The organism is Pseudomonas sp. P116, assembly GCF_020149425.1.
GTDB lineage: Bacteria > Pseudomonadota > Gammaproteobacteria > Pseudomonadales > Pseudomonadaceae > Aquipseudomonas > Aquipseudomonas anatoliensis.
Genome location: NZ_JACVHB010000006.1, coordinates 344,185 through 370,237 on the forward strand (window position 1 = coordinate 344,185; position 26,053 = coordinate 370,237).

Annotated in this window: 22 protein-coding genes; 14 read left to right on the forward strand and 8 right to left on the reverse strand. The window is 59.8% G+C overall.

The features are described from left to right. Window positions 1–26: 26 nt before the first annotated feature. The 6 genes from lepA to pdxJ all read left to right on the forward strand — a co-directional run bounded on the left by lepA (window position 27) and on the right by pdxJ (window position 6,044). Window positions 27–1,826: a translation elongation factor 4 gene (gene lepA, locus ICA15_RS21700; protein WP_016986097.1), complete on the forward strand. Its 1,800-nt coding sequence runs from the start codon at window positions 27–29 to the stop codon at window positions 1,824–1,826. A gap of 5 nt (window positions 1,827–1,831) precedes the next feature. After that, entirely contained in the window at window positions 1,832–2,686 is an 855-nt protein-coding gene (gene lepB / locus ICA15_RS21705; protein WP_150617216.1) for a signal peptidase I, read from the forward strand. Window positions 2,687–2,855: 169 nt separating this feature from the next. Beyond that, window positions 2,856–3,545 carry a ribonuclease III gene (gene rnc, locus ICA15_RS21710; RefSeq protein WP_042557788.1) on the forward strand — a complete coding sequence of 230 codons (690 nt, stop codon included), beginning with the start codon at window positions 2,856–2,858 and terminating at the stop codon, window positions 3,543–3,545. Continuing rightward, window positions 3,538–4,440, forward strand: a complete 903-nt coding sequence (gene era / locus ICA15_RS21715) for a GTPase Era (protein ID WP_042557789.1) — start codon at window positions 3,538–3,540, stop codon at window positions 4,438–4,440. The genes rnc and era overlap by 8 nt, the downstream gene beginning before the upstream one ends. A gap of 119 nt (window positions 4,441–4,559) precedes the next feature. After that, entirely contained in the window at window positions 4,560–5,249 is a 690-nt protein-coding gene (recO, locus tag ICA15_RS21720) for a DNA repair protein RecO (protein ID WP_150603749.1), read from the forward strand. 48 nt (window positions 5,250–5,297) lie between these two features. Beyond that, complete coding sequence (pdxJ, locus tag ICA15_RS21725) at window positions 5,298–6,044, forward strand: pyridoxine 5'-phosphate synthase (RefSeq protein WP_210554572.1); 747 nt, start codon at window positions 5,298–5,300, stop codon at window positions 6,042–6,044. Between the two features lie 114 nt (window positions 6,045–6,158). Here the strand turns inward: pdxJ and mltF are convergent, their stop codons facing one another. Beyond that, window positions 6,159–7,619 carry a membrane-bound lytic murein transglycosylase MltF gene (mltF, locus tag ICA15_RS21730; protein ID WP_210554573.1) on the reverse strand — a complete coding sequence of 487 codons (1,461 nt, stop codon included), beginning with the start codon at window positions 7,617–7,619 and terminating at the stop codon, window positions 6,159–6,161. A gap of 285 nt (window positions 7,620–7,904) precedes the next feature. Between mltF and purL the strand changes: the two genes are divergently transcribed. From purL to ICA15_RS21745, 3 genes are all read left to right on the forward strand, one after another. Next, window positions 7,905–11,801: a phosphoribosylformylglycinamidine synthase gene (gene purL / locus ICA15_RS21735; RefSeq protein WP_210554574.1), complete on the forward strand. Its 3,897-nt coding sequence runs from the start codon at window positions 7,905–7,907 to the stop codon at window positions 11,799–11,801. A 20-nt stretch (window positions 11,802–11,821) separates the two neighbouring features. After that, on the forward strand, window positions 11,822–12,133 hold the full coding sequence (locus ICA15_RS21740; RefSeq protein WP_150617221.1) for a YqfO family protein: 312 nt from the start codon (window positions 11,822–11,824) through the stop codon (window positions 12,131–12,133). Window positions 12,134–13,153: 1,020 nt separating this feature from the next. Beyond that, window positions 13,154–13,513 carry a DUF6124 family protein gene (locus ICA15_RS21745; RefSeq protein WP_210554575.1) on the forward strand — a complete coding sequence of 120 codons (360 nt, stop codon included), beginning with the start codon at window positions 13,154–13,156 and terminating at the stop codon, window positions 13,511–13,513. Window positions 13,514–13,765: 252 nt separating this feature from the next. On the opposite strand, the gene nagE is transcribed toward ICA15_RS21745, so the two are convergent. The 7 genes from nagE to ICA15_RS21780 form a co-directional block, all read right to left on the reverse strand. Continuing rightward, complete coding sequence (gene nagE, locus ICA15_RS21750) at window positions 13,766–15,481, reverse strand: N-acetylglucosamine-specific PTS transporter subunit IIBC (protein ID WP_210554576.1); 1,716 nt, start codon at window positions 15,479–15,481, stop codon at window positions 13,766–13,768. Between the two features lie 23 nt (window positions 15,482–15,504). Next, window positions 15,505–18,021, reverse strand: a complete 2,517-nt coding sequence (gene ptsP / locus ICA15_RS21755; protein ID WP_210554577.1) for a phosphoenolpyruvate--protein phosphotransferase — start codon at window positions 18,019–18,021, stop codon at window positions 15,505–15,507. Between the two features lie 188 nt (window positions 18,022–18,209). Beyond that, entirely contained in the window at window positions 18,210–19,232 is a 1,023-nt protein-coding gene (locus ICA15_RS21760) for an SIS domain-containing protein (protein ID WP_210554578.1), read from the reverse strand. Continuing rightward, window positions 19,213–20,319: an N-acetylglucosamine-6-phosphate deacetylase gene (nagA, locus tag ICA15_RS21765; protein WP_210554579.1), complete on the reverse strand. Its 1,107-nt coding sequence runs from the start codon at window positions 20,317–20,319 to the stop codon at window positions 19,213–19,215. The genes ICA15_RS21760 and nagA overlap by 20 nt, the downstream gene beginning before the upstream one ends. A 24-nt stretch (window positions 20,320–20,343) precedes the next feature. Continuing rightward, window positions 20,344–21,075, reverse strand: a complete 732-nt coding sequence (locus ICA15_RS21770; RefSeq protein WP_042557811.1) for a GntR family transcriptional regulator — start codon at window positions 21,073–21,075, stop codon at window positions 20,344–20,346. 282 nt (window positions 21,076–21,357) lie between these two features. Beyond that, complete coding sequence (locus ICA15_RS21775) at window positions 21,358–21,873, reverse strand: murein L,D-transpeptidase family protein (protein WP_150617226.1); 516 nt, start codon at window positions 21,871–21,873, stop codon at window positions 21,358–21,360. A 98-nt stretch (window positions 21,874–21,971) separates the two neighbouring features. Next, entirely contained in the window at window positions 21,972–22,523 is a 552-nt protein-coding gene (locus ICA15_RS21780; protein WP_210554580.1) for an NUDIX hydrolase, read from the reverse strand. Window positions 22,524–22,669: 146 nt separating this feature from the next. Between ICA15_RS21780 and ICA15_RS21785 the strand changes: the two genes are divergently transcribed. The 5 genes from ICA15_RS21785 to purT all read left to right on the forward strand — a co-directional run bounded on the left by ICA15_RS21785 (window position 22,670) and on the right by purT (window position 25,950). Then, the gene (locus tag ICA15_RS21785; RefSeq protein ID WP_150594921.1) at window positions 22,670–23,269 is read left to right on the forward strand and encodes a CoA pyrophosphatase; all 600 of its coding nucleotides are present in this window, start codon (window positions 22,670–22,672) and stop codon (window positions 23,267–23,269) included. Between the two features lie 51 nt (window positions 23,270–23,320). After that, on the forward strand, window positions 23,321–23,845 hold the full coding sequence (locus tag ICA15_RS21790; protein WP_047538150.1) for a gamma carbonic anhydrase family protein: 525 nt from the start codon (window positions 23,321–23,323) through the stop codon (window positions 23,843–23,845). Beyond that, window positions 23,842–24,057: a DUF1289 domain-containing protein gene (locus tag ICA15_RS21795; protein WP_150603762.1), complete on the forward strand. Its 216-nt coding sequence runs from the start codon at window positions 23,842–23,844 to the stop codon at window positions 24,055–24,057. The genes ICA15_RS21790 and ICA15_RS21795 overlap by 4 nt, the downstream gene beginning before the upstream one ends. A 143-nt stretch (window positions 24,058–24,200) precedes the next feature. Further along, window positions 24,201–24,668 carry a preQ0 transporter gene (locus ICA15_RS21800; protein ID WP_210554581.1) on the forward strand — a complete coding sequence of 156 codons (468 nt, stop codon included), beginning with the start codon at window positions 24,201–24,203 and terminating at the stop codon, window positions 24,666–24,668. Window positions 24,669–24,768: 100 nt separating this feature from the next. Continuing rightward, the gene (gene purT / locus ICA15_RS21805) at window positions 24,769–25,950 is read left to right on the forward strand and encodes a formate-dependent phosphoribosylglycinamide formyltransferase (protein WP_122662258.1); all 1,182 of its coding nucleotides are present in this window, start codon (window positions 24,769–24,771) and stop codon (window positions 25,948–25,950) included. Window positions 25,951–26,053 lie beyond the last annotated feature (103 nt).

Here is a 26,053-nt window from a genome sequence, read left to right on the forward strand (position 1 = left end):
CCTGCAGCCTTTTTGAGTGTTGATCCGTGAGTGATTTGAGTCATATCCGCAATTTCTCCATCATCGCCCACATTGACCATGGCAAGTCGACGCTGGCCGATCGCTTCATCCAGATGTGCGGCGGCCTGGCCGAGCGTGAAATGGAAGCCCAGGTACTGGATTCCATGGACCTGGAGCGTGAACGCGGGATCACCATCAAGGCCCACAGCGTCACCCTTTATTACACCGCCAAAGACGGCATCAAATATCAGCTGAACTTCATTGACACCCCGGGCCACGTCGACTTCACCTACGAAGTCAGCCGTTCCCTGGCTGCGTGCGAAGGTGCATTGCTGGTAGTCGACGCGGGTCAGGGTGTTGAAGCCCAGTCCGTGGCCAACTGCTACACCGCTATCGAGCAGGGCCTTGAGGTCATGCCGGTACTGAACAAGATCGACCTGCCACAGGCCGACCCCGATCGCGTCAAGGACGAGATCGAGAAGATCATCGGCATCGACGCCACCGACGCCGTCACCTGCAGTGCTAAAACCGGCCTGGGTGTCGATGAGGTGCTCGAGCGTCTGGTACACACCATTCCTGCGCCAACCGGCAATATCGAAGATCCGCTGCAAGCGTTGATCATCGATTCCTGGTTCGACAACTACCTGGGCGTTGTTTCCCTGGTACGTGTCCGTCACGGCCGCGTGAAGAAGGGCGACAAGATCCTCGTCAAGTCCACCGGCAAGATCCATCTGGTCGACAGCGTTGGCGTGTTCAACCCGAAACACACCGCCACGGCTGATCTGAAGGCCGGCGAAGTGGGCTTCATCATCGCCAGCATCAAGGACATTCACGGTGCTCCGGTGGGTGACACCCTGACGCTGAGCTCGACGCCGGACGTTGAAGTGCTGCCAGGCTTCAAGCGCATCCAGCCACAGGTTTACGCCGGTCTGTTCCCGGTCAGCTCCGACGACTTCGAAGATTTCCGCGAAGCGCTGCAGAAGCTGACCCTCAACGACTCGTCGCTGCAATACACCCCGGAAAGCTCCGATGCACTGGGCTTCGGCTTCCGTTGCGGTTTCCTCGGCATGCTGCACATGGAAATCATCCAGGAACGTCTCGAGCGCGAGTACGACCTGGACCTGATCACCACGGCGCCGACGGTAATCTTCGAGCTGGTGCTGAAAACCGGTGAAACGATTTACGTCGACAACCCATCCAAGCTTCCGGATGTGTCGTCGATCGAAGACATGCGCGAGCCGATCGTGCGGGCCAACATTCTGGTGCCGCAGGAACACTTGGGCAACGTCATCACCCTGTGCATCGAGAAGCGTGGCGTTCAAGTCGACATGCTGTTCCTCGGCAATCAGGTGCAGGTCACCTACGACCTGCCGATGAACGAAGTGGTCCTGGACTTCTTCGACCGTCTCAAATCCACCAGCCGCGGCTATGCTTCGCTGGACTACCATTTCGATCGTTACCAATCGGCTAATCTGGTGAAGCTGGATGTGCTGATCAACGGCGACAAGGTCGATGCCCTGGCGTTGATCGTGCACCGTGACAACTCGCACTACAAAGGTCGCCAGTTGACCGAGAAGATGAAAGAACTGATTCCGCGTCAGATGTTCGACGTCGCGATCCAGGCCGCCATCGGTGGTCAGATCGTTGCCCGGACAACCGTCAAGGCACTCAGAAAGAACGTATTGGCCAAATGCTACGGTGGTGACGTCAGCCGTAAGAAGAAACTGCTGGAGAAGCAAAAGGCCGGTAAGAAACGCATGAAGCAGGTCGGCAACGTGGAAATTCCACAAGAAGCCTTCCTCGCAGTGCTCAGGTTGGATAGTTAGGTCCTATGTCACTAAATTTCCCGCTGTTGCTGGTCATCGCCGTGTTCGTCTGCGGCCTGTTGGCGTTGCTTGATCTGTTGATCCTCGCGCCGCGTCGGCGTGCTGCCATTGCCTCCTATCAGGGCAGCGTCAGCCAGCCTGACGGGGTAGTGGTCGAGAAACTGAACAAAGAGCCGCTGCTGGTTGAATACGGCAAGTCGTTCTTCCCGGTGTTGTTCATCGTGCTGGTGCTGCGTTCGTTCCTGGTGGAACCGTTCCAGATTCCATCCGGCTCGATGAAGCCGACCCTGGACGTCGGCGACTTCATTCTGGTGAACAAGTTTTCTTACGGGATCCGCCTGCCGGTGATCGACAAGAAAATCATCGAAGTCGGTGATCCACAGCGTGGCGATGTGATGGTGTTCCGCTACCCGAGCGACCCTGCCGTCAACTACATCAAGCGTGTAGTCGGCTTGCCGGGCGATACCGTGCGATACACCGCTGACAAGCGTCTGTTCGTCAATGGCGAGTCGATTGCCGAGCAACTGGTCGGCTCCGAGCCGGGCACGCTGGGCAGTGCAGAGCTCTACAAGGAAAAACTTGGCGCTGCCGAGCACCTTATCCGCAAGGAAATGGGCCGCTACCGCACCCCGCCGGATCGTACGTGGACAGTGCCGGCCGGGCACTACTTCATGATGGGCGACAACCGCGACAACTCGAACGACAGTCGCTACTGGGATGATCCGAACATTCCCAAGGATCTGCTGGGCATGGTTCCCGACCAGAATATCGTCGGCAAGGCCTTCGCGGTCTGGATGAGCTGGCCGGAACCGAAACTCAGCCACCTGCCGAATTTCTCGCGGGTTGGCCTGATCAAGTAATCACACACGGCGCTGTTGACCACAGCGCCGAATGCATTTCTGGAGTCGACACAATCGGCTTCGCTATCGCCAGGATTTAATTTTTGAACACAGCGTTAATTGTCCCAGGCCTGCGCCGTACCCCGGCGATGGCGGTGGAATCCAGCTTTGAACACAGCGTGGGTAAACCGTGAGCGCCTCATTAAGCCGTCTCGAGCGTCAGCTCGGTTACACCTTCAAGGATCAGGAGCTGATGCTCCTGGCCCTTACGCACCGCAGTTTTGCCGGGCGCAACAACGAACGCCTGGAATTCCTCGGTGACGCCATCCTCAATTTCGTCGCCGGCGAAGCACTGTTTGATCGCTTCCCGCTGGCCCGCGAAGGCCAGTTGTCGCGTTTGCGCGCACGTTTGGTGAAAGGTGAGACGCTGGCCGTACTGGCTCGCGGTTTCGACCTCGGCGATTATTTGCGTCTGGGTTCCGGTGAACTGAAAAGCGGCGGTTTTCGTCGCGAATCGATTCTGGCCGATGCCCTTGAAGCACTGATCGGTGCGATCTACCTCGACGCCGGCATGGACGTCGCCCGCGAACGCGTACTGGCCTGGCTGGCCGGCGAGTTCGAAGGCCTGACGCTGGTCGACACCAACAAGGATCCCAAGACCCGCCTGCAAGAACATCTGCAATCGCGCGGTTGCGACCTGCCACGTTACGAAGTGGTGGATATCCAGGGTGAGCCGCACTGCCGAACCTTCTTCGTCGAATGCGAAGTTGTCTTACTGAATGAAAAAAGCCGAGGTCAGGGTGTGAGCCGTCGTATTGCCGAACAGGTAGCGGCCGCCGCAGCACTGATTGCCCTGGGCGTGGAGAATGGCAATGACTGATACAAACGCAACTCGCTGTGGCTATGTTGCCATCGTCGGCCGTCCCAACGTGGGCAAGTCCACGCTGCTGAACCACATCCTGGGCCAGAAGCTCGCGATCACCTCGCGCAAGCCGCAGACCACTCGCCACAACATGCTCGGGATCAAGACCGAGGGTGACGTGCAAGCGATCTACGTCGACACCCCGGGCATGCACAAGGGTGGCGAAAAGGCGCTGAACCGCTACATGAACAAGACCGCTTCGGCGGCGTTGAAAGACGTCGACGTGGTGATCTTTGTGGTTGATCGCACCAAGTGGACCGACGAAGACCAGATGGTTCTGGAGCGCGTGCAGTACGTGACCGGCCCGCTGATCGTCGCACTGAACAAGACCGATCGCATCGAAGACAAGGCCGAGCTGATGCCGCACTTGTCGTGGTTGCAGGAGCAGCTGCCGAACGCGCAGATCATCCCGATTTCGGCGCAGCACGGGCACAACCTTGAAGCGCTGGAAAAGGTGATTGCCAACCACTTGCCGGAAAATGATCACTTCTTCCCGGAAGACCAGATCACCGACCGCAGCAGCCGTTTCCTTGCCGCCGAACTGGTGCGCGAGAAAATCATGCGCCAGATGGGCGCCGAGCTGCCGTACCAGATCACCGTCGAGATCGAAGAATTCAAGCAGCAGGGCAAGACCCTGCACATTCACGCCTTGATCCTCGTCGAGCGTGATGGCCAGAAGAAGATCATCATCGGCGACAAGGGCGAGCGCATCAAACGCATCGGCACCGAAGCGCGCAAGGACATGGAGCTGCTGTTCGACTCCAAGATCATGCTCAACCTGTGGGTCAAGGTGAAGGGCGGCTGGTCCGACGACGAGCGTGCATTGCGCTCGCTGGGTTACGGCGACCTCTAAGCGGTACCAAGATCAAAAGATCGCAGCCTTCGGCAGCTCCTACAGAGTTTTGTGTATACCTGTAGGAGCTGCCGAAGGCTGCGATCTTTTTTGCAATCTCCGACCGGGAAACAGCCCTCATGTCGCAAAACCCGCCTCCCGCCCAACCCGCCTACGTCCTCCACTCACGCGCTTACCGCGAAAACAGCGCTTTGGTGGATTTCCTCACGCCGCAAGGTCGGCTGCGGGCGGTGTTGCGCAGTGCGCGGGGCAAGGCCGGGACACTGGCGCGGCCATTTGTGCCGCTGGAAGTGGAGTTTCGTGGCAAGGGTGAACTGAAGAACGTCGGGCGCATGGAGAGTGCCGGAACCGCGACCTGGATGGTTGGCGAGGCACTGTTCAGCGGCCTCTATCTAAACGAGCTGTTGATCCGCTTGCTGCCTTCGGAAGATCCGCATCCGGCGGTGTTCGATCACTACGCCGCGACTTTGTCGGCCCTGGCTGAAGGCCGACCGCTGGAACCCTTGCTGCGCTCCTTCGAATGGCGATTGTTGGATGATCTTGGCTACGGCTTTTCCATGAACACTGATGTTCACGGCGAACCTGTCGCGCCGGACGGTCTCTATCGCCTGCAAGTGGATGCAGGGCTTGAGCGTGTGTATCTGCTGCAACCGGGGCTGTTCAACGGCACCGAATTGCTGGCCATGGCCGAAGCCGATTGGTCGGCGCCTGGTGCATTGTCCGCTGCCAAGCGGTTGATGCGTCAGGCATTGGCCGTTCACTTGGGCGGTCGTCCTCTCGTCAGTCGCGAGCTGTTTCGCAAGCCCTGATCTCACGTATGCTGTGCGCCGAATCTTTTCCTTCAGGAGCGCGCATCCGTGACCACCAGCAATCGCATTCTTCTTGGCGTGAACATCGACCACGTCGCCACCCTGCGTCAGGCCCGTGGCACGCGCTATCCGGATCCGGTCAAGGCTGCGCTGGACGCGGAAGAGGCGGGCGCTGACGGTATCACCGTGCACCTGCGTGAAGACCGCCGCCACATTCAAGAGCGCGATGTGCTGCTGCTCAAGGATGTGCTGCAAACCCGCATGAACTTCGAAATGGGCGTCACCGAAGAAATGATGGTGTTTGCCGAGCTTATCCGCCCGGCGCACATCTGCCTGGTACCGGAAACCCGTCAGGAACTGACCACCGAGGGCGGTCTTGACGTGGCGGGGCAGGAAGCGCGGATCAAGGCCGCGGTTGAGCGGCTGTCGAAAATCGGCAGTGAAGTGTCGCTGTTCATTGACGCCGACGAGCGCCAGATTGCTGCGTCCAAACGTGTGGGCGCACCGGCGATTGAGCTGCACACCGGGCGTTATGCCGATGCCGAAACCCCGACTGAAGTCGCTGAGGAATTGAAGCGTGTGGCGGACGGTGTGGCGTTTGGTCTGGCGCAGGGGCTGATCGTCAATGCCGGTCATGGCCTGCATTACCACAACGTTGAGGCGGTCGCGGCGATCAAGGGCATCAACGAATTGAACATCGGCCATGCGCTGGTGGCGCATGCGTTGTTCGTGGGTTTCAAGTCTGCGGTGTCTGAGATGAAGGCGCTGATTCTGGCGGCTGCCTTGAAGGGCTGAAGATCAAAAGATCGCAGCCTGCGGCAGCTCCTACAGGGGGATCATGCTGACCCCGCAATTTTGCGGCGCATGTGATCCCCTGTAGGAGCTGCCGAAGGCTGCGATCTTTTGCTTTTAAAGCGGAGCAGGCTCTTGGGTCGGCTTGGACTTGTCGATCGCCGGCACATGCAGGTTGCCCTCGGCCACTTGATCACCCTCAAGCTGCGGTTGGGTCACCCAGGTAAGAATGTCGTAGTAACGACGGATGTTCGCCACGAAATGCACGGGCTCGCCGCCTCGGGCGTAGCCGTAGCGGGTTTTGCTGTACCACTGCTTCTGCGATAAGCGCGGCAGGATTTTCTTCACGTCCAGCCACTTGTCCGGATTCAGCCCTTCCTTGGCCGTCAGTTTGCGCGCGTCATCCAGATGACCGATGCCGACGTTGTACGCCGCCAGTGCAAACCAGGTGCGATCCGGCTCCTTGATCGAATCATCAAGCTGATCCTTCATATAAGCGATGTACTTGGCGCCGCCCATGATGCTCTGCTTCGGGTCGAGGCGGTTGGACACGCCCATCGCCTGAGCAGTGTTCTGGGTCAGCATCATCAAGCCGCGCACGCCGGTTTTCGAGGTGACCGTCGGTTGCCACAGCGATTCCTGATAACCGATGGCCGCGAGCAGGCGCCAGTCGACTTTCTCTTTCTTCGCGTAGTTCTTGAAGTGTTGTTCGTATTTCGGCAGGCGCTGCTGCAAGTGTTGGGCAAACGTGGTGGCGCCCATGTAGCCAAGGACGTCGACGTGGCCGTAGTAGCGGTCTTTCAAGCGTTGCAAGGTGCCGTTCTTCTGCACCTTGTCCAGATAGTCGTTGATCTCGTTGAGCAGGCTGTTGTCTTCGCCGGGGCCCACCGCCCAGCTCTGACTGCGCGCATCGCCAAGGTCGAAGGCCACGCGGATGTTGGTGAAGTAAACCTGATTCATTGCCACTTCGTTGGAGTCGACCAGGGTCAGGTCGATCTGGCCTTCATCGACCATGCGCAACAGGTCGACCACCTCGACAGCGTCGGACTCTTCGTATTCGATGCCGGGGAATTTCTGTTTCAGCTCGGCCAGTTGCTCGGCGTGGGTGCTGCCCTTGAGCACCATGATCTTCTTGCCGACCAGATCACCGGCATCGGTCGGCCGCGACTGGCCGTTGCGATAGATGATCTGCGGCGTGACTTCCAGGTAGGAGTGGGAGAATCGCACCTGCTGCTTGCGCTGGTCGCTGCTGACCAGACCGGCAGCCGCCAGTACCGGCCCGTTGGGCTTGCCGATCTGGTTGAAGAGGTCGTCGAGATTGTCGGCGGTCTCGATTTTCAGTTCGACACCCAAATCGTCGGCAAAGCGCTTCACCAGCTCGTATTCGAAGCCGGTTTCACCACTGCGATCCTGGAAGTAGGTGGCGGGGCTGTTTCGGGTAATCACCCGCAGCACGCCATCCTCCTTTACGCGCTCGAGTGTGTTGGGTTTATCAACACAGCCACCGAGCATCAGGAAGAGTCCGGTTGCGATCAGCCATTTGGCGTACCGCGGACGCAAAGCCGTTGGGAAAAACATTTGCGCAGTATACGCAAAGGACTGCGGGCGCCATATCTCGACAGTGCAGGGCGACTCTGCTAGAGATCACAAAACCAGCCGAAACCCCGCAGAAACGGGCCTGAAGGGCATTTTGTTACAGTTAAAATTAACGTTGTTCACCTAGTCCGGAAATTTGACTCTCAAGGCAGAAACACAGATCGACACCCGAGTGCAACCGTGCGTAGCGTTTCGGGTGATGTTGAGGGCGGTTTAGGCTAGAATGCACGGCCTCAAAGCACACCCCTTCCCGAGGCTGTCCCGAAGATGTTGATCCTGCGCGGCGCTCCTGCCCTTTCTGCCTTTCGCCACAGCAAACTCCTTGAGCAACTGAGCCAGAAAGTTTCGGCTGTCAGTGGCTTGTATGCTGAATTCGCTCACTTCGCCGAAGTTACCGGCGTCCTGACCGGCGACGAACAGCAGGTGCTTGCGCGCCTTCTGAAGTACGGTCCAAGTGTTCCGGTTCAAGAGCCGACCGGCCGTCTGTTCCTGGTGTTGCCGCGTTTTGGCACCATCTCGCCATGGTCGAGCAAGGCCAGCGACATTGCCCGCAATTGCGGCCTGAGCAAGATCCAGCGTCTGGAGCGCGGCATCGCGTTCTACGTGGCCGGTCAGTTCAGCGACGTCCAAGCACAGCAGATTGCTGATGTATTGCATGACCGCATGACGCAAATCGTCCTCGGCAACCTTGAGCAGGCCGCCGGTCTGTTCAGTCACGCCGAGCCGAAGCCGCTGACGGCGATCGACATCCTCGGCGGCGGTCGCGCCGCGCTGGAAAAAGCCAACACCGAGCTGGGTCTGGCCTTGGCCGAAGACGAGATCGACTACCTGGTCGACGCCTTCAACGGTCTCAAGCGCAACCCGCACGACATCGAACTGATGATGTTCGCCCAGGCCAACTCCGAGCACTGCCGTCACAAGATCTTCAACGCCAGTTGGGATATTGATGGTGAGAACCAGGAAAAAAGCCTGTTCGGCATGATCAAGAACACCTACGTGATGCACAGCGAAGGCGTTCTGTCGGCTTATAAGGACAACGCTTCGGTGATCGTCGGCAACGTTGCCGGCCGTTTCTTCCCGAATCCTGAAACCCGCCAGTACGGCGCGGTGCAGGAGCCGGTGCACATCCTGATGAAGGTTGAAACCCACAACCACCCGACCGCGATTGCCCCGTTCCCGGGCGCATCCACCGGTTCCGGTGGCGAGATCCGTGACGAAGGCGCAACCGGTCGTGGCGCCAAGCCAAAGGCTGGCCTGACCGGTTTCACCGTATCCAACCTGCAGATCCCGGGCTTCGAACAGCCGTGGGAAGTGCCGTACGGCAAGCCTGAGCGCATCGTTACGGCGCTGGACATCATGATCGAAGGCCCGCTCGGCGGCGCCGCGTTCAACAACGAATTCGGTCGTCCGGCCCTGACTGGTTACTTCCGTACCTTCGAACAATCGATCACCACCCCGCACGGTGACGAAGTTCGCGGTTACCACAAGCCGATCATGCTCGCTGGCGGCATGGGTAACATCCGCGAAGAACACGTCAAGAAAGGCGAAATCGTCGTTGGCTCCAAGCTGATCGTGCTTGGCGGCCCGGCGATGTTGATCGGTCTGGGCGGCGGCGCGGCTTCCTCCATGGCCACCGGCACCAGCTCGGCGGATCTGGACTTCGCTTCGGTTCAGCGTGAAAACCCTGAAATGGAACGTCGTTGCCAGGAAGTCATCGACCGTTGCTGGCAGTTGGGTGACAAAAACCCGATCAGCTTCATCCACGACGTCGGCGCGGGCGGTCTGTCCAACGCCTTCCCGGAACTGGTCAACGATGGCGAGCGCGGTGGCCGTTTCGAACTGCGCAACATTCCAAACGACGAGCCGGGCATGGCCCCGCACGAAATCTGGAGTAACGAATCCCAGGAACGCTACGTTCTGGCCGTTGGCCCTGAAGACTTCGCGCGCTTCCAGGCCATTTGCGAACGCGAGCGTTGCCCGTTTGCCGTCGTCGGTGAAGCCACCGCCGAGCCACAACTCACCGTGACCGATAGCCACTTCGGCAACAACCCGGTGGACATGCCACTGGAAGTGTTGCTGGGCAAAGCCCCGCGCATGCACCGTTCGGTTGTTCGTGAAGCCGAGCTTGGCGATGACTTCGATCCGTCGAATCTCGACATCAGCGAAAGCATCGAACGCGTTCTGCATCACCCGGCTGTTGCGAGCAAGAGCTTCCTGATCACCATCGGCGACCGCACCATCACTGGCCTCGTCGCCCGTGACCAAATGGTCGGCCCATGGCAGGTTCCGGTGGCCGACGTTGCCGTTACCGCCACCAGTTTCGACGTTTACACCGGTGAAGCGATGGCGATGGGCGAGCGTACTCCGCTGGCTCTGCTGGACGCTCCGGCGTCGGGCCGCATGGCCATCGGCGAAACCCTGACCAACATTGCCGCTTCGCGCATCAACAAGATCTCCGACATCAAACTGTCGGCGAACTGGATGTCGGCTGCCGGTCACCCGGGCGAAGACGCGCGTCTGTACGACACCGTGAAAGCGGTCGGTATGGAACTGTGCCCTGAGCTGGGCATCACCATTCCGGTGGGCAAGGACTCGATGTCCATGGCCACGCGCTGGAATGATGAAGGCGTCGAAAAAACCGTGACCTCGCCGATGTCGTTGATCGTGACCGGTTTCGCGCCAGTGGCTGACATCCGTCAGACCCTGACTCCGGAACTGCGCATGGACAAGGGCACCACCGACCTGATCCTGATCGACCTCGGTCGCGGTCAGAACCGCATGGGTGCTTCGATCCTTGCTCAGGTTCACGGCAAGCTCGGTTCGCAAGCGCCGGACGTCGATGATGCTGAAGATCTCAAAGCCTTCTTTGCCGTGATCCAGGGCCTCAACGCCGACGGTCACCTGCTGGCTTACCACGACCGCTCCGACGGTGGTCTGCTGACCAGCGTCGTGGAAATGGCCTTCGCCGGTCATTGCGGTCTGAGTCTGAACCTCGATGGTCTGGCTGAAACGTCGGCCGACATCGCCGCGATCCTGTTCAACGAAGAACTGGGCGCCGTGATCCAGGTTCGTCAGGACGCCACGCCAGACATCCTCGCGCAGTTCAGCGCTGCCGGTCTGGGCGATTGCGTTTCGGTGATCGGTCAGCCAATCAACAACGGCCAGATCAACATCACCTTCAACGGTGACACCGTGTTCGAAGGCCAGCGTCGTTTGCTGCAGCGTACCTGGGCTGAGACCAGCTACCAGATCCAGCGTCTGCGCGACAACGCCGACTGCGCCGAACAAGAGTTCGACGTGCTGCTGGAAGAAGACAATCCGGGCCTGAGCGTCAAGCTGAGCTACGACGTCAACCAGGACATCGCCGCGCCGTACATCAAGAAAGGCATCCGCCCACAGGTTGCCGTGCTGCGTGAGCAGGGCGTCAACGGTCAGGTGGAAATGGCCGCCGCGTTCGACCGCGCCGGTTTCAACGCGATCGACGTGCACATGAGCGACATTCTGGCCGGCCGTGTCGACCTGAACGAGTTCAAAGGCCTGGTGGCGTGCGGTGGTTTCTCCTACGGCGACGTACTCGGCGCCGGTGAGGGCTGGGCCAAGTCGGCACTGTTCAACAGCCGCGCCCGCGATGCGTTCCAGGGCTTCTTCGAACGTAACGACAGCTTCACCCTCGGCGTGTGCAACGGTTGCCAGATGATGTCCAACCTCCACGAGCTGATCCCGGGCAGCGAATTCTGGCCGCACTTCGTGCGCAACCGTTCCGAGCAGTTCGAAGCGCGCGTGGCAATGGTTCAGGTTCAGGAATCGAACTCGATCTTCCTGCAGGGCATGGCCGGCTCGCGTATGCCGATCGCCATCGCTCACGGTGAAGGTCATGCCGAGTTCTCCAGCGAAGAAGCACTGCTGGAAGCGGATCTGTCGGGTTGCGTGGCGATGCGTTTTGTCGACAACCATGGCAAGGTCACTGAATCGTATCCGGCCAACCCGAACGGTTCGCCGCGCGGGATCACCGGTCTCACCAGCCGTGATGGCCGTGTGACGATCATGATGCCGCACCCGGAGCGTGTGTTCCGTGCCGTGCAGAACTCGTGGCGTTCGGAAGACTGGAACGAAGACGCACCTTGGATGCGTATGTTCCGTAATGCTCGGGTCTGGGTAAACTAAAAGCGGGTGAACTAAGACCTGTGTACAAGCTCGCTTTTTTTGTTCCTGACAGTCATGTCGAGGTGGTCAAGGGGGCTGTGTTCGCTGCCGGTGGTGGGCGGATCGGTGACTATGACCACTGTGCGTGGCAGGTGCTTGGTTTGGGCCAGTTTCGACCTTTGGACGGGAGTCAGCCGTTCATTGGTGAGGCGGGGCAGGTCGAGCAGGTTGAGGAATGGAAGGTTGAGCTTGTTGTTGCGGATGAGTTGATTGTTGCTGTTGTGGCGGCTTTGAAGCTTAGTCATCCGTACGAGACGCCGGCTTATGAAGTGTGGCGGCTGGAAGATTTCTAATCTTCCTTGCTGCTGAAACAGGAAACCCGCAGATCAGTGATTGTCTGCGGGTTTTTTGTTGCCCCCGATTTTGTGTGTTAACTCATCCCACTGTGGGAGCTGGCTTGCCAGCGATGGCGCCCTGACAGGCGACCATGCTCTGTCTGATTGAGAGAATATCCATTTCTTCGAGTGCTGCGGCTGGCGGTTTCGCCCTTACGGCGACTCACTTTTTTACAAGCGCCTAAAAAAGTAAGCAAAAAACGCTGGCCCCAACATTCGGCCCGCTCGCTGGGGCTCGGGGTTCCTTCGTTCCGGGATCCATCCGGGCGCATCGTCTCCGGTTTGCTTCGCTGCACCTCCTCTCGATGTGTTTGGCTTCGCCAAACGGTCGCTGCGCTCCCACCCCCGGATGAATCCCTCCGCTCAGCCTGCCGACGGGGCGGGTGGATCAAGGTCAAGAGCTGCAGCCGAGCTAACGCTCATCCTGTTGGTTGGTGAGGAGCAGGAGCGAGTAGGTGGCGCTGCTTTGCTTTTCTGTGGGAGCTGGCTTGCCAGCGATGGCGGCCTGACAGCCGACCAGTCTCTGAGGGTGTAGCTATCCCCTGTAGGAGCTGCCGAAGGCTGCGATCTTTTGATTTTGATGTTGAAACGTCAAAGTCAAAAGATCGCAGCCTTCGGCAGCTCCTACACGGGGTGTATTTTAATTCGGTATGTTTAGTTGTGTGTGGAACAGACAGAGGATTCCCACAAGGTTTTCAGGTTGTCCGTCGGACGTGCGGTCTCTAGGCTTGGGTTGTCACTGCCAATGCGGTGATCGGGCGTGAGAACCCGGGTAAGTGTCATTCCAGCGCCAGTAGTCCCATAATTGCCGCCAGCTCATTCGCTGCTGCATTTTTATGGTGGCTATGTGCGGGCGGACTTCGGTCCGGCCGGAGGTTTGCTGGTCTTTGCCCGGTTTCTCACCCCGCACATAGCTGCCACCCAATTCGCCGCGTGAGAAACGGTATTTGGATGGCTCCAACCAGCAAGGACCGATCTATGACTAAAATCGTCCCCGACCCACCCGAAACCAAAACCCCACTCGAAGAAGCCCTCCGCGCCGAGGAGCAGGCCCGAAACCGCGAAGCCATCAAGCGCGCCCTCGACTTCTACCTGTGCCCCGAACCCGCAAAACCTCGCCGACCGAGCACCATGTTCATGGTCTGCCCCCAGGCCGACACCGAAAGCCTGCTCGCTCACGCGGTCGAATCGTTGGCCAGCGCAAGCGCCGCCGCCAGCAACTTCGCCAATGAGCTAAGCGGTCTGCAGCGCAGCACGGCATTAGGCATCCAGCAAATCGTCATGCTCGCCGAACTGGCAGTGAATAGGGCGCTGGATCGGGTCGACCCGCAAAACTGACTACCGTGTCACCGTTCATCGCCAGCAGGCTGGCTCCACCGGGGCGTGCACGATCTTGAGAACACTGCACAACCTGTGGGAGCCTGGCTTGCCAGCGATGGCGGCTTGCCAAACGACCTGACTCTAGGGGTTGAGAGCATCCCCTGTAGGAGCTGCCGAAGGCTGCGATCTTTTGATCTTGCCTTTGACTGTCAAAAAACAAAGTCAAAAGATCGCAGCCTGCGGCAGCTTCTACATGGGTGAAGTGGTAGGTCAGACCTTGGCGCCGACCTCGCTACGATTGACCAATGCCTCAATCGCCCCACTCAAACTCGCCGCCTTATCCCCCACCAACAAATGCCAAACCCCACCTTCCAACTGGCTGACACCTTGGCAGCCCAATTCCTTCAACTGAGCCTCGGACAACGCCTTGCCATCCGCCAGCAACAGCCGAATACGGCTCATGGCGATGCAATCCAGTTGCAGCACATTGCCGCCGCCGCCCAGTGCATTCAGCCATTTCTGTGCCTCGGCGCCCGCGACCATCAGCGCTTTCGGCTCTTCGACAACGGCAACAGATTCGGCAATAACAGCACGCCCCAACGCCGGCATCGCCAGGCGAATTTCATCAGCAATGCTGTCGGCCAGCGGCCCGACCACTACCTGCAAACTCCCCCCTTTACCCGGACGCACCACCGCCATTGCACCCAGTGCTTTCAGATCGGCATCCGAGGCCTTGTTGCGATCCACCATCTCCAGCCGCAATCGCGTGGTGCAAGCGCCAACAGTCAGCAGGTTTTCAGCGCCGCCCAATGCCTTGATGTAGGCACTGGCGCGCTCGTTTTCAGTCAGTACGGCTTTCTCACTGACAGCGACATCTTCTCGGCCCGGCGTCTTCAGGTTGAATCGACGAATACAGAAATCAAACACGGCGTAATACACAACGGCATAAGCCAGCCCGACCGGAACCACCAGCCAACCATTGGTGGACTTGCCCCAACCCAGCACCATGTCAATAAAGCCGCCAGAGAACGTAAAGCCCAAATGAATATTCAGCGCATTGGTGATCGCCATCGCCAGCCCGGTCAGCAGTGCGTGCAGCAGAAACAGCAGCGGCGCCAAAAACATGAAGGCGAATTCGATCGGCTCGGTCACGCCGGTCAGGAATGAGGTCAGCGCCATCGACAGGAAGATCCCGCCCATGACTTTGCGGCGTTCGGGCAGGGCGTTGCGATACATCGCCAGGCACGCGGCGGGCAGGCCGAAGATCATCATCGGGAACATGCCGGTCATGAACTGGCCGCCCTTCGGATCGCCGGCGAAGTAGCGTGACAGGTCGCCGGTCACTAGTGCGCCAGTGGTCGGGTCGGTGAAGTTGCCGAAGACGAACCACGCCATGTTGTTGAGGATGTGGTGCAGGCCGGTGACGATCAGCAGGCGATTGAACACGCCGAAGACAAACGCGCCGATGCTGCCGCTTTCCATCATCAGGGCGCCGAAAGCGTTGATGCCGTGCTGGATCGGCGGCCAGATGTAGCCGAACACCACGCCCAGGCCGACGGCCGCGAATCCGGTGACAATCGGCACGAATCGTCGGCCACCGAAGAACGCCAGATACTCCGGCAGCTTGATGTCCTTGAAGCGGTTGTACAGTGCGCCGGCCATCAGGCCGCTGACGATCCCGGCGAGCATGCCCATGTTGATGCTCGCATCGAGCACTTTAAGGGTGGAGATCATCACCAGATAACCGATCACCCCGGCCAGGCCCGCGGTGCCGTTATTGTCCTTGGCGAAACCGACGGCGATGCCGATGGCGAAGATCATTGCCAGGTTGGCGAAAATGACTTGGCCGGCGTCGTGAATGATCGCGATGTTCAGCAGGTCGGTGTCACCCAGACGCAGCAGCAGGCCGGCGATGGGCAGGATCGCAATCGGCAGCATCAGCGCACGCCCGAGGCGTTGCAGGCCTTCGATGAAGAGTTGGTACATGGCGGTTCTCCTTCTTGTTGTTATTAGCGCAGAGGCCAGTGTTGGTGGCAGGCGTGACGTACCGCGGCGGCGCTGCTCAGCTTGAGCAGGTCACGGGCGAGGCGTTGGCATTCGGCTTCGTGCAGCTGACGCACACGGTCCTTGATTTCACCGATCTGCACCGGGCTCACCGACAATTCAGTGACGCCGAGGCCGATCAACACCGGCGTCGCCAGCGGGTCAGAGGCAAGGGCGCCGCAGACACCGACCCAACGCTTGTGCACCGCCGCGCCTTCGCAGGTCATGGCGATCAGGCGCAGCAGCGCCGGATGCAAGGCATCGACACGTGCGGCGAGGCCGGCGTGGTCGCGGTCCATGGCCAGGGTGTATTGGGAGAGATCGTTGGTGCCGATGGACAGGAAGTCTGCATGTTCGGCCAGTTGTTCGGCTTGTAACGCGGCGGCCGGAACTTCGATCATCACGCCGATTTCCGGGCGTTGAGTGATACCGAGTTCATTGCACAACGCATCGACGCGCTCACGGATGTGCAGCAGTTCGTCGACTTCGGTGACCATCGGCAGCAGGATCCGGCAACGCTGCAACGGGCTGACTTGCAGAAACGCACGCAGTTGTTGATCGAGGATTTCCGGCCGCGCCTGAGCCAGACGAATGCCACGCAAGCCCAACACCGGGTTGGCTTCGGAGGGTAGCGGCAGATAGTCGAGCTGCTTGTCGCCGCCGACGTCGATGGTGCGGATGATCACCGACTTGTCGCCCATCGCATCGATCACGGCCTGATAGGCAGCACGTTGTTCTTCGACGTCCGGTGCGGTCTGGCGATCAACGAAAAGGAATTCGGTACGCAGCAGGCCGACGCCATCGGCGCCGTTGGCGAAGGCGTCTGCTGCTTCAGCGCTGGAGGCGACATTGGCGACGACTTCGATGGTCACACCGTTGCGGGTTTCGGCCGGCAGATGCGCTTTGGCTTGCTGCGCATCGCGGCGTTGCTGGCGGTCGATTTGCATTTGTTGGACTTCGGCCAGTCGATCAGCGCTTGGCGTCAGTTCGAGGCGACCGCCATCGGCATCAAGCACCACCGCTTGGCCTTGCGGTTGATCGAGCATTGCTGAACCTAGCGCAACCATGCAGGGCAGACCTTTACCGCGCGCGAGAATCGCCACGTGAGAAGTCGCGCCGCCCTCGGCCATGCACAAACCGGCGACACCTTGCGCGCTGAGTTGCAGCAGATCCGACGGCGTCAGTTCATGGGCTGCGACGATGGCGCCGGCCGGTACGTCGTAGTGCCAGGCCTCGCCGAGCAGGGCGCGCAACACGCGTTGCTTGAGGTCGCGCAGGTCATTGGCGCGCTCGGCCAGCAGCGCGCTGCCGGTGTGTTGCAGGACTTCGCACTGGACATCAATCGACTGGCTCCATGCGTGAGTTGCTGCACTGCCTTGGTCGATGGATTGCTGTGCAGCGTCGAGCAGGGCCGGGTCTTCCAGCAATGCCAAATGCGCGGCGAAGATGGCTTCTTCGTCGGCGTTACGTTGTTTTTTCGCCTGGGCGAGGGTGCCGTTGATTTCGTTGCGCACCTGGGTCAGCGCAATCTCAAGTTTCTGCTGCTGTTCCAGCAGATCATGATTGCCGGCATCCACTGGCAAGTTGATGGTGTTCAAACGAAATAACGGCCCGCCGACTAATCCCGGTGCAGCGCAAACACCCTGCAACACGCCAGCCTCGGCCGGACGCTTGGGGGATGCAACGCGCACAGGTGCGGCGGCGTGATGATCATCCGGCAGTGCGGTGGCCAATGCGCTGAGCAACGCTTGCAGCGCGGCTTCGGCGTCCGGTCCCTGACAGCTGACTTGCACTTCATCCTGCTCGCCGATCGCCAGCGCCATCAACCCGATCAGGCTGTTGCACGGCGCCGATTTGCCGGCGAAATGCAGCTGCGACTGGCTTTTGAAACGCTGCGCAGTCTGACGAATCAGCGCAGCGGGGCGCGCATGCAAACCGCCTCGATGCGCAACCAGCACATAACCGTTAACCTCAGGCCCGGCGATTTCTTCTGCATTCGCCGCCGAAGCGTTGCGCGCCACGATGTGCAACAACGGCTCGCCGACTTTCACCGGTTTCAGGGTGATCGGTCGCACCTGAAAATCCTGGCTGTTGGTCAGGATCAACAGGCTGACCAGGCTTTTGCATTGCTGGCCGACTTTGTCCAGGTCGTAGCGCAACAGCGGCTGACCGTTGCTCACTCGCACGCCTTCCTTGACCAGCATCGAGAAGCCTTCGCCGTTCAGCTCAACGGTGTCGAGGCCCAGGTGCAGAAGAATTTCCGCTCCATTGTCGGCGCGCACGGTGAGGGCGTGGCCGGTGCGGGCGACGTGAATGATCACCCCGGCGCATGGCGAATACAGGGTGTCGTTGAGTGGATCGATGGCAATGCCATCACCCATCGCACCGCTGGCGAACACCGCGTCCGGGACTTTGGCGAGCGTGAGCACCGGGCCGCTGAGCGGGGCGCTGAGGGTCAGCTCTTTATTGTTGTTGTTTTGCATGGCTCGGTCTCATCAGTAGTTCGGAATTTCGCGATTGCACGGTGTTGCTGAATGCCTGCATCGCGATCTCACGGTTTCGCTGAACCCTGTAGGAGCTGCCGAAGGTTGCGATCTGTTGATCTTGATCCATAAAAACAAGATCAAAAGATCGCAGCCTTCGGCAGCTCCTACAGGTCGCTCATCAGTGGTCAGTGCGTGCGGGTCACTTTGCTGAGATGGCGCGGTTGATCCGGGTCCATGCCTCGGGCCACGGCCAAACCTGCGGCCATCACGTAGAAACTCTGGATGGCCAGAATCGGATCAAGGGCCGGGTGTTCGGCGCGGGTCAGGGTCAGGTCGCGTTCGCTCACATCATCTGGCGCGGCCAGCAATACCCGTGCGCCGCGTTGACGCATTTCTGCCGCAAGGCTCAACAGACCAGCCTGTTCGGCACCGCGTGGGGCGAACACCAACAGTGGGTAGTGCTCGTCAATCAGCGCCATCGGGCCGTGACGCACTTCGGCGCTGCTGAACGCTTCGGCCTGGATCGCCGAGGTTTCCTTGAACTTCAATGCCGCTTCCTGGGCAATGGCAAAACCGGCGCCACGGCCGATGACCATCAGGCGTTCGCAATCGCGCAGTGCTTCGATGGCCACGCTCCAGTCCTGCTGGGCTGCTGCACGCAAGCCTTCGGGCAGGGCGTTGTGCGCCTCAAGCAGTTCGCTGTCTTCTTTCCAGTGCGCGATCAAACGGGCGCTGGCGCTGAGGGTGGCGATAAAGCTCTTGGTAGCGGCGACGCTGCTTTCGATGCCGGCGAGCAGCGGCACGCTGAATTCACACGCGGCTTCCAGTGGCGAATCGGCGGCGTTGACCATCGACACGCTCAGCGCGCCACGCTTGCGCAGCAGACGCAGGCTGTTGACCAGATCCGGACTTTGGCCCGATTGCGAAAAGGCAAACGCCACCTGACCGCTGACCTTCAGCGGCGCTTGCTGCATGGTCACCACCGACATCGGAATCGACGCCACGGGCACGCCCAGTTGCTGCATGGTCAGGTAGGCGAAGTAGCTCGCCGCGTGGTCGGAGCTGCCGCGCGCGATGGTCATTGCCACTTGTGGCGGCTGACGGCGCAGACGCCCGGCGATCTCGATCAGTTGCGGGTCGAGCTGTTGCAGTTGGGCTTGCACGGCCTCGAACGAGGACAGCGCCTCTTCAAGCATTTTTGAAGTCAATGTCTTCTCCTTCGACCATGACGGCGGTCAGTGTGAGTGAGCGATCCAGCCGCACGCAGTCGGCCCAGGCGCCGGGTACAAGGCGCCCGCGTTCGGTGATGCCGAGATAGTCGGCGGGGAATTGCGAAAGACGTTGCGAAGCCTCGGCAATCGGCAAACCGATCTTCACCAGATTGCGCAGGGCTTGATCCATGGTCAGCGTGCTGCCGGCCAGCGTGCCGTCGGGCAGGCGCACGCCGCCCAGGCATTTGGTCACGGTGTGGCTGCCGAGTTTGTATTCACCGTCGGGCATGCCGGCGGCGGCGGTCGAATCGGTGACGCAATACAGACACGGGATCGAGCGCAGGGCGACGCGGATAGCGCCGGGGTGCACGTGCAGCAAATCCGGAATCAGCTCGGCGAATTTGGCGTGGGCCAGTGCCGCGCCAACGATCCCCGGCTCGCGGTGATGCAGCGGGCTCATGGCGTTGTACAAATGGGTGAAGCTGGTCGCGCCGGCGTCCAGTGCGGCGACGCCTTCCTCGTAACTGCCGAGTGTGTGGCCGATCTGCATGCGGATGCCGCGACTGCTGAGCTCACGAATCAACGCGTCGTGGCCGGCGATTTCCGGGGCGATGGTGATCACGCGAATCGGCGCGAGCGCCAGATACTCTTCGACCTCGGCCATCAACGCGGTGTGGGCGAAGTTCGGTTGGGCGCCGAGTTTGCCGGGATTGATGTACGGGCCTTCAAGGTGCACACCGAGCACTCGCGCGCTGCCTTTCGGACGCTGTTCGCAGAACTCGCCGACCTCTTTCAAGACGCTGGAAATCTCTGCGCTCGGTGCGGTCATGGTGGTGGCCAGCAGCGAGGTGGTGCCGAATCGCACGTGGGTTTTGGTGATGGTCTCGAAGGCGCTGGCGCCTTCCATGATGTCTTTGCCGCCACCGCCGTGAACGTGCAGGTCGATGAAGCCCGGCAGCAGATACGGCAGATCGTTGTCTGCCGGATCGCAAGGCACGCCTTCGATCGACACGACTTTGCCGTGTTCGTGAATCAGCCGGCCGCGAATCCAGCCGCTGGCGGTGAGGATGTTGTCTTCGGACATTTTGGTTCTCGCTTATGGCTGCTCTTAACGACGCAGCTCTGCAACAAAGTCGTAGTAGTCGTTGCGGCAATAGGTGTCGGTGACTTCGATCGGCGTGTTGTCTTCCAGATAGCCGACCCGGGTCATCAGCAGCATGGCGGTACCGGGGGCGATGCCGACCAGGGCGGCAAACTCGTCCGAGGCGTTGATCGCCTGAATGTGCTGCAAGGCGCGGACGATCGGTTTGCCGATGCCGTCGAGGTATTCGTAGAGCGAATCGCCCACCGCTTGCGGCTTGGGCATGATCGAGGCGGGCAGGGTGCTCATCTCGATGGCCATCACGGTGTCGTCGGCTTTGCGCAGGCGTTTCATGCGCGCGACTTTGTCGTTCGGCGACAGGCTGAGACGGATCAGTTCTTCGTGGGTCGGCAGGGTGATTTCTCGCTCCAGCCATTGCGAACTGGGCACGAAGCCCTTGAGGCGGAGCATTTCACTGAAGCCGGAAAGGCGTGAAAGAGGTTGTTCCAGGCGTGGGGTGATGAACGTGCCGGAACCTTGCAAGCGCCGGATCAGGCCTTGGTCGAACAACACTTCCAGCGCCTTGCGGGCGGTGACTCGGGAGATGCCGAGCTGCTCGCTGAGATTGCGCTCCGAAGGCATCGCCTGTTCGGCTTTCCATTGACCGGAATGAATCGCCGCTTCCAGGTTGCGCGCCAGTTGCAGGTACAGCGGCGTCGGCTGGGAGTCGTCGGGGCGTAGGACGTGGAGGTCATTCATGTCGGTCATTTCCGGCGCGAGTATTGGATTGTTGTGGCTCGCTTGTGGGGCGGAAATTAATACCACTTGAATACCATGTCAACGCAGTGAAATGGCCATTAGGCCAATGAAATGGCGGGTTTTAGGTCGGTGGGCTTGAAGTGGTATTAGGGCTGGACTGTAAAAAGCAAAAGATCGCAGCCTTCGGCAGCTCCTACAGTAGGAAGTGGTATCAACCCTGTAGGAGCTGCCGAAGGCTGCGATCTTTTGATTTATTTTTTGCAGGTGACCGGCGGTCGGTGATTAAGGGCGGATTTCGATCATCGTGCCGTCCGGCACCAGACCCCACACTTCGCGCATATCGACGTTGCGCATGGCGATGCAGCCGTCGGTCCAGTCCAGGGTGTGCAGCAGGTCTTCGGGGTTTTCCTCCGTGTCAGGCGTGCCGTGAATCATGATCATCCCGCCGGGCTCGACGCCTTCACGGCGGGCGCGGGCGGAATCGGTGATGTTCGGGTAGGAAATGTGCATCGACAGATTGAATTTCTCGCTGGTCTTGCGCCAGTCGATCCAATAGAAACCTTCTGGAGTGCGTTTGTCGCCTTCTATCAGTTTCGGACCCTTTTTCGCGCCCTTGCCAAGCGAGATGCGATAGGTCTTGAGCGGCTTGCCGTCGGCAATCAACTGCAGACGATGAGCCGATTTGAGCACCAGGACTTTTTCGATCATCGGGGTGTTTGAAGGCGTCACGGTGGTCACGAATGACGCTTGCGAGACCGTAACGAACGACAGGCAGAACAGGGCAAGCAACCAACGCATTGAAACGATTCCCCAGGAAGTGACGCAAATATGACGTTAAGTGTAGGAGCTGCCGCAGGCTGCGATCTTTTGATCTTCTAGCCGGTGCCGTCGCCGGATCAAATAATGACCGGCTGGGCCAGCGGCGGAATCGATTCGGAACGAACCGGGTAGGTCTCGGCGCGCCGATCCGCGAAGAAGCATTCTAAAGTACGCCCCACCGTGCGGAAAGCCAGCTCATCCCATGGAATGTCGGCTTCGTCGAATAGTTGTACTTCCAGGCTCTCGGGGCCGGCAGCAAAATCCGGCTCGGCCAGCTCGGCGCGGAAGAACACATGCACCTGACTGATGTGCGGCACGTCGATCAGGGTATAGATGCTCAGGTTGCGCACCCGGGCGCAGGCTTCCTCGGCGGTCTCGCGGATCGCGGCCTGCTCGATGGTCTCGCCGTTTTCCATGAATCCGGCGGGCAGGGTCCAATAACCGAGGCGCGGTTCGATGGCGCGGCGACAGAGCAGCACTTTAGTACCCCAGGTCGCGACACAGCCGGCGACGATATTGGGGTTCTGATAGTGAATGGTCTGACAGCTATCGCAGACAAATCGCAGTCGCGAGTCGCCCTCGGGAATGCGCTGGGTCACCGGGTTGCCGCAATGGCTGCAAAATTTCATGCTTGGGTTCCTGAAGGCTGCGCCTATCTTGGCGTGCAGCGGTGTCGGTCGGCAAGTTGTCGTTTCGCGACATGGCCCCGTGAGGGGGTTGGGCGGCTGCAATGATTGGTGCATGATGCAGGGTAAGGCACAGATCGAGAACACTCATGCTGGACGAGCTACTGCATAGGGTAAGCAACCACACACCGCGCACGCTGGAGACCGACAAACGTTTCCCCGAGGCCGCCGTTCTGGTGCCGATCACCCGCAGTGACGAGCCGGAACTGGTGCTGACCCTGCGGGCCAGCGGCCTCTCGACCCACGGCGGCGAAGTGGCCTTCCCCGGTGGGCGCCGCGACCCGGAAGACCCCGACCTGATCTTCACCGCGTTACGCGAAGCCGAAGAAGAAATCGGCCTGCCGCCAGGGCTGGTCGAAGTGATCGGTCCGCTTAGCCCGCTGATCTCCCTGCACGGTATCAAAGTCACGCCTTATGTCGGCGTCATCCCCGATTTTGTCGAATACCAGCCCAACGACGCAGAAATTGCCGCCGTGTTCAGCGTCCCGCTGGAATTCTTCCGTACCGATCCCCGCGAACACACCCATCGCATCGACTATCAGGGCCGCAGCTGGTACGTGCCGAGCTATCGATACGGTGAGTACAAGATCTGGGGGCTGACGGCGATCATGATTGTCGAGTTGATCAATCTGCTCTATGACGCGAAAATCAGCCTGCATCAGCCGCCCAAAAGCTTTATCAACACCTGAAGTCATAAGCCATCGTTCGAATGGCCACTCGTGAGCCCTGAGGAAAACAAGATGAAATACCGCTTGGGCGACGCCCGCGTCGAGACCCATCCACAGAGCTGGGTCGCCCCCAACGCCGTGCTGGTGGGCAAGGTCAAGCTGGAAGAGGGCGCCAACGTCTGGTTCAACGCCGTACTGCGCGGCGACAACGAGCTGATCCTGATCGGCAAGAACAGCAATGTGCAGGATGGCACGGTGATGCACACCGACATGGGCTACCCGCTGACCATCGGCACCGGTGTGACCATTGGCCATAACGCCATGCTGCATGGCTGCACAGTTGGCGATTACAGCCTGATCGGCATCAACGCGGTGATTCTCAATGGCGCAAAGATTGGCAAAAACTGCATCATCGGCGCCAACTCGCTGATCGGCGAAGGCAAGGAAATTCCTGATGGCTCGTTGGTCATGGGTTCGCCGGGCAAGGTTGTGCGTGAGCTGACCGAGCCGCAGAAGAAAATGCTCGAAGCCAGCGCCGCCCACTATGTGCATAACGCTCAGCGTTATGCCCGCGATCTGGTTGAGCAGGAAGAATGACTACGCCCGAAAGACCAGTCGCCTCGCCGTGCGTGAATATTTGTGCGCTGGATGAGGCTGATATTTGCACCGGGTGCCAGCGTACGGTGGCGGAGATTACGCGCTGGAGCCGTATGAATAACGATGAGCGGCGGGTGGTGTTGGGGTTGTGTCATGAGCGGGCGAAGGCGAGTGGGTTGGTGTGGATGATAGGTAAGACGCCGGGCCAATAATTCAAGATCAAAAGATCGCAGCCTTCGGCAGCTCCTGCGGAATGGGCGGCGAACACGGTTAATGCAGGAGCTGCCGAAGGCTGCGATCTTTTGATTCTGCTGTGTCTAAAGTACCCTGTGCGCCAATCTGACAGGTCGCCCCCATGATTTTCCTCATCGCCTACATCAGCAGCGTTGTACTCATCAACTTCGCTTTCTCCACCGCGCCACACCTGGACATCATCTGGTCGGCGTGGGGCGGCTTGGTGTTCGTGCTGCGTGACATGGTGCAAACCCGCTTCGGCCACGGCGCAATCATTGCCATGCTGGCGGCACTGGTGTTGTCCTACGTCACGTCTGATCCGTCCATCGCTCTGGCCAGTGCCACGGCGTTCGCGGTCTCCGAATGCATCGACTGGCTGGTGTTCAGCATCACCAAGCGCCCATTGCGCGACCGGTTGTGGATCAGTTCGGCACTGAGCATTCCCCTCGACACCTTCATCTTTTTCGGCATGATTGACCTGCTGACTCCGCCGGTGATCATCACTGCGCTGGTCTCGAAGTTTGCCGGCGTCACCACTGTCTGGTTGATCATGGCCTGGCGCGATCGCAAACAGGCCGTCGCCAGCTGAAGCCAAACCCTCGGGTTCATGTAAAATGCCGCGCTTTCTCCCCATGGAAAGCGCGCATGGCGACGCTTTCCTCGATGATCCGCTTCTTTGAGGACCTGAGATGACCCGTATCGGAACTCCATTGTCGCCAACCGCGACCCGCGTATTGCTGTGTGGCTGTGGTGAGTTGGGCAAGGAAGTGGTGATCGAACTGCAACGTTTGGGTGTTGAAGTGATTGCCGTTGACCGCTACGCCAACGCGCCGGCCATGCAGGTCGCGCATCGCAGCCACGTGATCAACATGCTCGATGGCGCCGCCCTGCGCGCAGTGATCGAAGCCGAGAAGCCGCACTTCATCGTGCCGGAAATCGAAGCCATTGCCACCGCCACTCTGGTCGAGCTGGAAGCCGAAGGCTTCACCGTGATCCCGACTGCTCGCGCTGCGCAATTGACCATGAACCGTGAAGGCATCCGTCGTCTGGCCGCCGAAGAGCTGGACCTGCCGACCTCGCCGTACCACTTCGCCGACACCTTCGAGGACTACAGCAAAGCTGTTGAAGACCTGGGTTTCCCATGTGTCGTCAAACCAGTGATGAGTTCGTCGGGCAAAGGCCAGAGCCTGCTGCGCAGCGCCGATGACGTGCAGAAAGCCTGGGACTACGCCCAAGAAGGTGGTCGTGCCGGCAAAGGGCGGGTGATCATCGAAGGCTTCATTGATTTCGACTACGAAATCACTCTGCTGACCGTGCGCCACATCGGTGGCACTACATTCTGCGCACCGGTCGGTCACCGTCAGGAGAAGGGCGACTATCAGGAATCCTGGCAGCCACAAGCCATGAGCCCGGTTGCGTTGGCGGAATCCGAGCGTGTTGCCAAAGCGGTAACCGAGGCGCTGGGTGGCCGTGGGCTGTTTGGTGTCGAGCTGTTTATCAAAGGTGATCAGGTGTGGTTCAGCGAAGTTTCGCCGCGTCCGCATGACACTGGCCTGGTAACGCTGATTTCCCAGGACCTGTCGCAATTCGCCCTGCATGCCCGCGCGATTCTGGGCTTGCCGGTGCCGCTGATCCGTCAGTTCGGCCCATCGGCTTCGGCGGTAATTCTGGTGGAAGGGCAGTCGACCCAGACTGCATTCGCCAATCTTGGCGCTGCGCTGAGCGAACCGGATACGGCACTGCGTCTGTTCGGCAAGCCAGAAGTGAACGGTCAGCGCCGGATGGGCGTGGCATTGGCGCGGGATGAGTCGATCGAGGCTGCTCGTGCCAAGGCGACCCGTGCTGCTCAGGCTGTTGTTGTAGAGCTGTAAACCGAGGCGCGTTCATCGCGGGCAAGTCCGCTCCCACAGGTTGTTTGGTTGCACACAAAATTTGTGATCAACAGAAATCCCTGTGGGAGCGGGCTTGCCCGCG

Coding starts and splice junctions, on each gene's coding strand:
- ICA15_RS21795 (WP_150603762.1), top strand. CDS start 23,842: ATGACTACGCCCGAAAGACCAGTCGCCTCGCCGTGCGTGAATATTTGT.
- purL (WP_210554574.1), top strand. CDS start 7,905: ATGTTGATCCTGCGCGGCGCTCCTGCCCTTTCTGCCTTTCGCCACAGC.
- ICA15_RS21790 (WP_047538150.1), top strand. CDS start 23,321: ATGAAATACCGCTTGGGCGACGCCCGCGTCGAGACCCATCCACAGAGC.
- ptsP (WP_210554577.1), bottom strand. CDS start 18,021: ATGCAAAACAACAACAATAAAGAGCTGACCCTCAGCGCCCCGCTCAGC.
- ICA15_RS21800 (WP_210554581.1), top strand. CDS start 24,201: ATGATTTTCCTCATCGCCTACATCAGCAGCGTTGTACTCATCAACTTC.
- lepB (WP_150617216.1), top strand. CDS start 1,832: ATGTCACTAAATTTCCCGCTGTTGCTGGTCATCGCCGTGTTCGTCTGC.
- ICA15_RS21785 (WP_150594921.1), top strand. CDS start 22,670: ATGCTGGACGAGCTACTGCATAGGGTAAGCAACCACACACCGCGCACG.
- ICA15_RS21770 (WP_042557811.1), bottom strand. CDS start 21,075: ATGAATGACCTCCACGTCCTACGCCCCGACGACTCCCAGCCGACGCCG.
- recO (WP_150603749.1), top strand. CDS start 4,560: ATGTCGCAAAACCCGCCTCCCGCCCAACCCGCCTACGTCCTCCACTCA.
- ICA15_RS21745 (WP_210554575.1), top strand. CDS start 13,154: ATGACTAAAATCGTCCCCGACCCACCCGAAACCAAAACCCCACTCGAA.
- nagE (WP_210554576.1), bottom strand. CDS start 15,481: ATGTACCAACTCTTCATCGAAGGCCTGCAACGCCTCGGGCGTGCGCTG.
- nagA (WP_210554579.1), bottom strand. CDS start 20,319: ATGTCCGAAGACAACATCCTCACCGCCAGCGGCTGGATTCGCGGCCGG.
- mltF (WP_210554573.1), bottom strand. CDS start 7,619: ATGTTTTTCCCAACGGCTTTGCGTCCGCGGTACGCCAAATGGCTGATC.
- era (WP_042557789.1), top strand. CDS start 3,538: ATGACTGATACAAACGCAACTCGCTGTGGCTATGTTGCCATCGTCGGC.
- purT (WP_122662258.1), top strand. CDS start 24,769: ATGACCCGTATCGGAACTCCATTGTCGCCAACCGCGACCCGCGTATTG.
- ICA15_RS21780 (WP_210554580.1), bottom strand. CDS start 22,523: ATGAAATTTTGCAGCCATTGCGGCAACCCGGTGACCCAGCGCATTCCC.
- ICA15_RS21775 (WP_150617226.1), bottom strand. CDS start 21,873: ATGCGTTGGTTGCTTGCCCTGTTCTGCCTGTCGTTCGTTACGGTCTCG.